Raw genomic sequence first — 9,170 nt, forward strand, 5'->3', positions numbered from 1 at the left:
AGCCTTAATGCTCGACACCGACGATCTCCGGTTCTTCGCGGCGGTGGCGGCCAGCCCGTCTCTGGCCGCCGCGGCGCGCAGCCTGAACGTGTCCCCGCCCGCCGTGACGCAGCGGCTGCGCAGTCTCGAGAAGCGGCTGCGGGTCCATCTGGTGGACCGGTCCGGCCGCGGCCTCACGCTGACCGACGAGGGGGAGCTGCTGGCCGAGCGCGGCCGCGACCTCCTCGGCGCCTTCGACGATCTCGCCGACGCCCTGGCCGAGCGCGTCGGCGCGGTGACCGGACATCTGCGTGTCGTCGCCCCGCTCGGCTTCGGGCGCCGGCACGTGGCCCCGGTCGTGACGGCGTTCCGGCTCCGGCATCCGGGCGTGCGGATCGACCTGCTGCTCTCGGACCGCCTGGGTCGCATCCCGTCCGAGACCTGGGACCTCGCGATCCATGTCGGTGAGATCAGGGAGGCGACCCCGAGCCTGACCGTGCGCGCCCTCGCGCCGAACGATCGGATCCTCTGCGCGGCGCCCGCCTACCTGGCCCGGCACCCGGCCCCGCGCGTGCCGGTCGACCTGCGGGATCACACCTGCATCGCGCTGCGCGAGAACGACGAGGACGTGACGCTCTGGCGCTTCCGGACGGCGGACGGCGCCGAGGCGCGCGTCAGGGTGGACGCGGGCCTGGTCAGCAATGACGGCGACGTGGTGCGCGGTTGGGCCCTCGCGGGCCTCGGCGTGATCGTCCGCTCGGAATGGGACGTCGCCGACGACCTGCGCGCCGGGCGGCTGACGCGCCTGCTCGAAGGCTACGCCCTGCCGTCGGCGCCGGTCGTCGCCCTGCTCGGCTCGCAACGGCGGTCGCGCGCGGCCCGGACGGAGCGGTTCCTCGAGGCGCTCCGACGCGCGTTCGACCCGCTGCCGTGGCGCACGGCCCGGGGGCCGGACGGGCCCGCCCAGGACTCCGTCCGCTGAGGCCTGCCCGGACGCCGAGGGACTGTCCCCTGGCCGGCACAGGCCTCCCGGCGTCCCGGCCGGGCTCCTTCCGAGGCGCGGGTCGCGCCCGCGCAGCCATCCGTCCAATCGGCCAGACGAGGCGGGCGTCCGACCCAGGAGAAGCCGTTCCTGAGGCCGTGGATCACGATGTCTCCGCCGGGCGGCGCGCCGGCCGCGGATGCCGCGGCGCGGCCGGCTGCGTCCGGATAGGGGATCCGCCGCGAGGCGGGCGATGCTGTTCGGGTTCTTGCCCGCGATGCGGTCGTGACCCTCGGGTGTTCTGCCGTCGCGTTCCGCCGCCTTCCGTCGCTTTCGGGCCGATCGGCGCGAAGCCCAGGGAGACGCGGCAGACCGCCAGCACGCGCCCGCCGCCGAGGAGCGTCAGCCGCCGTCGCGCCGCGCCGTGCGCCTCGGCCAACGGCGCGGCATTCGGCCCTGTTTCCGGGTGGGGCGGGTCGCGATGCGGCCGCCGCATCGCGGCGGGGCATCGCGGCGGGGCAGGGCGGTCACAGGGCTGGGGCGCGCGGCGGAGGTCTACGGGCCCGATGGGACGGGCCCCGCGCGTCGCTCGGGCAAGGCCGCCGGCGGCGAGAGCGACGTGGACGCGACCCGCGCCGCACGATCACCTGGGCGTCGACGGGCCGCCACATCCCAATAGCCCTGGCTTGCAAGCAAAAGCGGCTAATCGGCCAGAAATTAACCAAAGCTTAATTATCTGAGGAGGGCCGCTCCGGCCGCCTAGCCCAGCGGTGCCGGCCGCGATACGGTTAAGGACCACTTAACGGATCCAAATGAAATGGCGTCTATTACAGGCCTCGCCAAAGATTTGGTGCCTTACCCCGGTCCTGTGCCGCTGCGGCGGCGGCCGACGCCCGCGCGGCGACCGAGCGAGACGCGGATCGCTCCGGCCGTATCGCCCGCCGATCCCGGCCTCTCCGAACTCGCTCAGATCGAAGTCGATTTCGAAGCCGGTAGCAACACCCTGTGGGCCTTCATGCGCCCGCACGGACGCCCCTGCCAGAATCCCGAGATGCTGGCCGATTTCAGCCGGCTGCAGGACGATATCGAGCGGGTCTTCGGCAACGGCGGTCCTGATCTGAACTATTTCGTCTTCGGGTCACGATTTCCCGGTGTGTTCAGTCTCGGCGGTGATCTGAACCTGTTCGCGAGCAAGATCCGCGCGGGCGACGAGGCCGCGCTGGTCGGCTACGGCAACGCGTGCGTCGATGTTCTTCACCGCAACATGAACGCGCTGAATCTGCCGATCATCACGATCGGCCTCGTTCAGGGCGACGCGCTGGGCGGGGGGTTCGAGGGCCTGCTCTCGTTCGACGTGATCATCGCCGAGAAGGGCACCAAGTTCGGCTTTCCGGAAATACTCTTCGGACTCTTCCCCGGTATGGGAGCGTACAGTTTCCTCGCCCGGCGACTGGGGACCATCAAGGCTCAGGAGATGATCCTCGATGGTAGAACCTACACCGCCGAAGAGATGCACGAACTGGGGATCGTTCACATCCTCGCCGAGCGCGGCCAGGGCGAGGCCGCCGTGCGCGCCTACATCGCCGGCAACCGTCGGCGGCGCAACGGGCAGCAGGCGATCTATCAAGCGGCCCGCGAGGTCGATCGCATATCCTTGGACGAGTTGAGAAAGATCGTCGCGGTCTGGGCGGCCGCCGCGATGAACCTCACCGACAGGGATCTGAGCATCATGGAGCGGCTCGTTCTGGCCCAGGACAAGCTCCGGGGAAAAGCCCAGGCCGCTCAGGCCGCTCAGGCCGCTCAGGCCCGCACGGTGCCCGCCCGCGCGCTGTCGGCGTCAGCTCGCTAGCCTCGTCAGGGGCCCCGCGGCCGCGAGCATGGTCCGGATCTGCGGCGCGGCGACCGGACGGCTGAAGACGTAGCCCTGGATCAGATCACAGCCCTCCGCGCGGAGGATGGAGAGTTGCGTCTCGGTCTCGACGCCCTCGACGACGATGGCCATCCCGATGCTTCGTCCCATGCCGACGATCGCCCGGATGATCGCGGTCGACTCGGCCTTCCGGTCCAGATCCGACACGAACGACCGGTCGATCTTCAACTTGTCGAAGGCGAAATTTCTCAGGGAGCTCAGGGACGAGTAACCCGTCCCGAAGTCGTCGATCGACAGGCGGATCCCCAGCTGGCGGAGCTTGTTGATGGTCTCGACGATCTTGTGCGTCGCGCCCAGCGTCACGCTCTCCGTGATCTCGAGTTCCAGGCGATGCGCCGGGAGGCCGGAGCGATTCAGCGCGCCGATGACGTGGAAGGCCAGCTGCGGATCGCCGAACTGACGCGGCGACATGTTGACCGCGACGCTCACGGTCGACGGCCACTTCCGGGCCTCGCGGCAGGCCTCGTTCAGGACCCAGTTGCCGAGCTGGACGATGAGCCCCGTGTCCTCGGCCACCGGGATGAAGTCCGACGGCGGGATGTATCCCGAGACGGGATGCTGCCACCGAAGCAAGGCCTCGCAGCTCACGATCGCCCCGGTGCTCGAGTCGACGATCGGCTGATAGTGCAGCTCCAGCTCCCCGTTGGTCAGAGCGGCCCGGAGATCCGACTCGAGGGCGTGCCGCGCGCGCGTGGCCGCTTCCATCTCATGCTGGAAGATCTTGAACCCGCTCCTGCCGGCCCCCTTGATGGCGTAGAGGGCGATATCGGCGCATTTCAGGAGTCTGTCCTCGTCGTTGGCGTGGAACGGGGCGATCGCGATGCCGATCGAGGCGCCGACGGTGACGTGAGTGCCGTCGATATCGAAAGGCCGCTCCAGTTCTTGCAGGACGCGCCGCGCGAGATCCTCCGCGACAGCCGGCGACGTGACGGATTGCTGGACGATGACGAACTCGTCGCCGCCGAGGCGGGCGACCGATCCGGATAGCGCCCCGATCCCGCGCAGCCGGTCCGCGACCATCTGCAACAATCGGTCGCCGGCCGGGTGCCCCAGCGTGTCGTTGATGACTTTGAAGTGGTCGAGGTCGAGCAGATGGACCGCGAAATCTCCCTTGCTGCGGGCGCTGGCCTTCAGCGCCTCGGAGACCTTGGCCTTGAAGCTGCTTCGGTTCAGCAGGCCGGTCAGATCGTCGTAACTCGCCATCTGCTGGATGCGGGCCTCGTTTCGACGCCGCTCGGTGATGTCCTCGAAGATGATGACGTAGCCCTTCTCGGCGGTCCGCCGCTGCATCAACGAGACCACGCGATCGTCGGGGAGGATCAAGACCAGATTCCCCGATCGCAACGCATTCGACGCCGCCGCAAACGTCGACAGCGTCGAGCCGCGACCCGCAGACCTCTCATCGACGATGGCGCGGCTCAATTTGTACAGCGATCTGGCCGTGGAGTTGGTATGGATCCGGCTTGAGGGAATGCCCGATATCGAGAGGAACTGGTCGTTCCAGACCTGAAGGCGGCCGCGCGCGTCGAACATGCACAGCCCGTGCGACATGTTGCGCAACGCGATGTCGAAGAGATTGGCCTGGGCCTGGAATTTCGCGGCGAGCGCCTCCTTCTCGCGCGTCGTGACCAGGGCCGACACGATGATCTCGCGCGTGCTGAGCGTGATATCGATCATGCCGTAGGCGAACAGGAGCGAGAGGATGCCGAGCGAGGCCCGCTCGCCGTCGCCGGACACCAGCAGACCCGCCGACAGCGGCATCGCCGACAGGACAACCTGCGCGATGGCCAGCAGGGGGCGGCCCGCGTTGCGGCCCGAGATGCCCGCGGCGTAACCGATGGTGAACGTGGGGGTGATGACCTGGAGCGCGAGGTTGGACGACCGGGTCGTGATCAGAAACGACAGGATACCGAGCGACGCAGCGTAGGCGAACGCGCCGACGGAGAAGTATGTCTCCCAGATTTCGTGCCGATCGTACTTTTCCGGGCCCTTCGTCAGGTAAACCCGAGCGAGCAGGACGCGGGTGAGCCCGATCAGGCCGACCGCGAACGCGGTCAGGGTGATCGCCCGATCATCGGACCAGAACGCCGCGGCCGTGGCGACGATCGTGCCGGACGCGGCGCCGACCGCGAGAGAGGCGAAGGGTTGATACAGCCCGTCGACGAGCGACCGCTTCACGTCGCGCGAGAGCAGGGCGTCTTCAGCCAGTGCGGCCCGCAGTTTGGAATACAGTCCCAAAGCGGCGTCTCGCTACTTCGCTCTCGTTGCGGCAGTCGTCACTGAGGCAGTCCAATCCGAAATTATCTCCGCAGATTAGCGGCCTCGAATTTCAAAGATATTGAAGGGTGTGGTTAACGGCGCTCGTCGGGCGTGTCTATGCATCTAACATTCATATAATGGCCGCGAATATTTTATAGTCATGGCCATTCGCGGATTCGAATAGCGATGCCGTCCCGGGCCATCCGGCACAGATACGGAGGGAGCGGACGCGGAGGGTTCACACATGTCCCGTCGGGCGTCGCGCCGGTGACGGCCCGTATCCAGAGACGTCGTCTTGCGCGGCCGTATTCGATCGGAAGACGTCGGCCTGCTCGTCAGATGTCGGGGCGATCGGGCGCTCTTGCCCCGGTCCCAGGGCGGCCCTGCCCGTGCCGTTTCTCACCCGACATCTTCGTGCCGTCCTGACGATGTCGTCGTGTCAGGGACTTTCACCTCCCGGGCGCAACGCGCGCGCTCGTGACATCGCTGCCGGGCGCGGGGGACCGCCGCGTTGCAGGCGAGCAGCCTCGCAGGGGCGGGCACGGGGCGACAGCCTCTGCGACGCGCGAGCCGGACCGGTCCGGTAGGGCGGTTCTGGCGGTCATCGCGCGGCCTCCTGCCCGGTCTCGGCGCTCAGTGGGCCGCACCGAGATAGGCCGCGTTGGCCCTGGCCTGCTCCCCCGCGACCGGCGCCCGGTAGACCTTCATCATCTTGGATTACCTTGGAACAGCTTGGCGATTCGCGACCTCGGCGTCCCAGAACGCCTGCCCCTTCCGGGGCGGCTGCCTGGCGACGTAGTCGGCCGAGCGGCAGGTCAGGCACTTCTCCCGCGCGGGCTGCGAGCCGGCCGCGAGCGCGGCATCCGGGGCCGGCCGGAACTGCGCCGTCGGTATCCGGCGCGTCGGTATCTGGCGCGGTGGCGAGCGCGAAGGCGGCGGCGACCGCCGGGCGAAGCGGGCGGGTGCTGGACATGCCGATCGCCCCTCTAGGCCGCCCGCACGCGGGTCGTCTCGACGACGTTGCGCCTGTAGCCGGCGGGGTTCCGGCGCGGCTCCCGCTCAGCCGCGTGAAATCCCGTCTCGCGCGATCGGTCATCGCGCGCTCCCGCTCGGGCTGCCGCGGCCGCGGTCCGGTTCGGCCCGCCCGCCTTCGGCCGCGGGGCGACGCTCCCGACGGGATCCCGATCAGCGAAGGACGGAGAGGTAGTGGATGTCCTGCGTCAGGCAGGTGGAGAGACGCCACTCGACCGGCCGCTCCTCGAGATCGATGGCGACGCGGTCGATCTCGAGGGCGGGGCTGCCGGCGGCCACTTGGAGCAGCTCCGCCTCGCGGGGCGCGATCGCCACGGCCTTCAGGCGCTCGTTGGCGGTGGCGATCGTGATGCCGTAGCGGGTGGCGTAGAGGCTGTAGAGGGTGTTCGGCAGCTCGATCTGGGCGATGCCCGGGAACAGACCGGCGGGCACGCTGATCGTCTCGACCACGCAGAGCTTGGCGTCGACGGCGCGCACGCGCTCGATCCGGACCACGCGGGCGGACCGCACGAGGTCGAGGCGCCCGCGCTCGTCGGCGCTGGCGGCCGCCTCCGCGATCCCCGTCACCCGGCTCGACGGCATGCCGGCACCGTCGCCGTCCGGCCGCAGCTTCAGGAAGCGGAAGACGCTCTGCTTGTCGTCGTGATCGGCCACGAAGGTCCCGCGGCCCTGGCGGCGCACCAGCAGGCTGTCGGCGGTGAGCGCGTCGAGGGCCTTGCGCACCGTCCCCTGGCTGACGCCCAGCTCGGCGGCGAGCTGCCCCTCGCTCGGCAGGACCTGGCCCGGCTGCCAGACCGCGTCGGCCAGGCGCTTCAGCAGCGTGTCGTAGACCTGCCGGTAGAGCGGGCGGAAGCCGACCGTGCGGGCGCCTCCCGAATCTGTGCGCCCCGAACCTGCCTGCCCTTCGCCTGACCGTTCCATCGCGTGACGACGCAGAGCCCCATCCGTGGGTAGAGCGTCGAAGGTTGTGTCCAGCACCTCTCCCTCCTCTCGCTTACGTCGGCCAGACGACGGGAGCAATCACCGCTTCCTCGTCCGCACAGGCGATCCGCGTCACAGCGCCCGGATCTCGGCGACGAGGGCTTCGGCCACGTCGAGGCCGGCCTCGGCGGCCCGGCGGCGCAGCCCGAGCCGGCGGCTGCCGGGGAGCCGGGCGCCGTCCTGCGCCGCGATCGTGCCGGCCAGCGCCGCGAAGCGCTCAGGCGCGTCCGGGCTGAGCGCGGCCGCGTCGAGGACGAGGATCAGCTGCCCGGTCCCCGGCGGGTCGCCCGCGGCGTCGAGGAACGAGGAGGCCTCGCCGGCGAAGCGCGCGCCGACGAGGCCGGCGGCGAGCAGTTCCACCATCAGGGCGAGCGCCGTGCCCTTGGCGTCGCCCAGCGGCACCATGGTGCCGTCGAGGGCGGCCCCCGCATCCGTGGTCGGGCGCCCGTCGGCGTCGAGGGCCCAGCCCTCGGGGATCGGCTCCCCGCGCCTGGCCGCCCCGACGATGTTGGCGCGGGCCACCTTCGACAGGGCGAGGTCGACCACGATCGGCGCGCCGCCCGGCAGCGGGCAGGCGAAGGCCAGCGGGTTGGTGCCGAACACCGCCTGGCGCCCACCCCACGGCGCCATCGCGGCGGGCGTGTTGGCGAAGAGCAGCGCGACGCAGCCCTGCTCGGCCAAGCGCTCCACCGGCCGCCCCGCGGCGCCGCAATGGTGCGAGCGGCGGATGCCCGCCGCCGCCACGCCCTGCTGGCGGGCGAGACCCGGCAGCGCCTCCAGGGCGAGATCGATCGCCGGGTAGGCGAAGCCGTGGGCGGCGTCGATGGCGAGCAGGCCCGGCCGCGGGCGCGTGGCCCGCGGGACCGCGTCGCCCACGACCTTCCCGGCCCGGACCTGCGCCGCGTAGGGCGCGACCCGCGACAGGCCGTGGCCCTTCAGCCCGTCCGCCTCGGCGCCGACCAGGGCACGGGCGACGCTCCGGGCCGCGGCCGCGGCCGTGCCGCAGCGGACGAGGGCCTCGGCGGCCAGGGCCTCGGCCTCCGGGAGGGTGAGGTTCGGCATCGGCTCAGCGCTCCGTGAGGTGTCGGCGCACGGCCGCGGCGGTGACGGCGGAGACGCGCACGTTCGATTCCCGGGTCACGCCGGCGATGTGGGGCGTCAGGATCAGGTTGGGCACGCCCGCGAACACGGCGCCGGCGGCCGGGTCGAGGGGCTCGCGCTCGAACACGTCCAGCGCCGCGCCGCCGAGATGGCCGGAGCGCAGCGCGGCGGCCACGGCCGCCTCGTCCACGATGCCGCCCCGGGCGGCGTTGATCAGGATCGCGCCCGTCGGCATCCGCGCCAGCGCCGCCGCGTCGATCAGGCCGCGGGTCGCGTCGGTGAGCGGCACGTGCAGCGAGAGCACGTCGCTGCCGGCGATCAGCGCGTCGAGGGCGGTCCGTTCCACCGGGCCCGAGGCCGGGGTCCAAGTCTGGGTCCAGGCCGGGTCGTCCGCGGCCACGAACGGGTCGTGGGCGGCGACCGCCATGCCGAGCGCCGCCGCCCGCCGGGCGGTCTCGCGGGCGATCGCGCCGAAGCCCACGAGGCCGAGGCGCTTGCCGGCGATCTCGCGGCCCATCAGGGCGTTGCGCGGCCACGCGCCGGCGGCGACGGCGGCGCTCGCCCCGTAGGCGCCGCGCAGGAGCAGCAGCGCGGAGGCGATGACGTACTCGGCGACCGCGCCGTCGTTGGCGCCGGTGGCCGGGTAGACCGCGATGCCGCGCGCCCGGCAGGCGGGGAGGTCGATGTTGTCGAGGCCGACGCCGAGGCGGCCGACGACCGTGAGGTCGCGGGCGGCGTCGAGCAGGGCGCCGCGGACCTGCGTCCGGTTGCGCACGATCAGGGCGTCGGCCCGGGCGGCGGCGGCGGCGAGGTCCTCCGGCCGGTCGACGAGGCCGGGATCGTACACCACGTCGAGGCCGGCGAGCTCGGCCGCGATCGCGGCCTCGTCCATGAACTCGCTGATGA

6 protein-coding genes are annotated in these 9,170 nt (G+C 71.2%); 2 read left to right on the forward strand and 4 right to left on the reverse strand.

Going from position 1 to position 9,170, the window contains the following annotated elements; genetic code table 11:
- Positions 1-7: 7 nt before the first annotated feature.
- Both ACTJK8_RS22695 and ACTJK8_RS22700 read left to right on the forward strand, forming a co-directional pair.
- Positions 8-961, forward strand: coding sequence for a LysR family transcriptional regulator (locus tag ACTJK8_RS22695; RefSeq protein WP_058606895.1), 954 nt, complete (start codon positions 8-10; stop codon positions 959-961).
- 817 nt (positions 962-1,778) lie between these two features.
- Positions 1,779-2,810, forward strand: a complete 1,032-nt coding sequence (locus ACTJK8_RS22700; protein WP_440762539.1) for a crotonase/enoyl-CoA hydratase family protein — start codon at positions 1,779-1,781, stop codon at positions 2,808-2,810.
- Here ACTJK8_RS22700 and ACTJK8_RS22705 read toward each other — a convergent pair.
- The 4 genes from ACTJK8_RS22705 to ACTJK8_RS22720 all read right to left on the reverse strand — a co-directional run bounded on the left by ACTJK8_RS22705 (position 2,799) and on the right by ACTJK8_RS22720 (position 9,168).
- Positions 2,799-5,129, reverse strand: coding sequence for a putative bifunctional diguanylate cyclase/phosphodiesterase (locus ACTJK8_RS22705; protein WP_440762540.1), 2,331 nt, complete (start codon positions 5,127-5,129; stop codon positions 2,799-2,801). The two genes, ACTJK8_RS22700 and ACTJK8_RS22705, sit on opposite strands and share 12 nt — an antisense overlap.
- Positions 5,130-6,335: 1,206 nt before the next feature.
- On the reverse strand, positions 6,336-7,160 hold the full coding sequence (locus tag ACTJK8_RS22710; protein ID WP_058606898.1) for a GntR family transcriptional regulator: 825 nt from the start codon (positions 7,158-7,160) through the stop codon (positions 6,336-6,338).
- Between the two features lie 75 nt (positions 7,161-7,235).
- Entirely contained in the window at positions 7,236-8,225 is a 990-nt protein-coding gene (locus tag ACTJK8_RS22715; protein ID WP_440762541.1) for an Ldh family oxidoreductase, read from the reverse strand.
- A 4-nt stretch (positions 8,226-8,229) separates the two neighbouring features.
- On the reverse strand, positions 8,230-9,168 hold the full coding sequence (locus ACTJK8_RS22720; RefSeq protein WP_440762542.1) for an NAD(P)-dependent oxidoreductase: 939 nt from the start codon (positions 9,166-9,168) through the stop codon (positions 8,230-8,232).
- Between the last annotated feature and the right edge of the window lie 2 nt (positions 9,169-9,170).

The sequence above is a fragment of the Methylobacterium sp. 22177 genome (assembly GCF_052045615.1).
GTDB classification, from domain to species: domain Bacteria; phylum Pseudomonadota; class Alphaproteobacteria; order Rhizobiales; family Beijerinckiaceae; genus Methylobacterium; species Methylobacterium radiotolerans.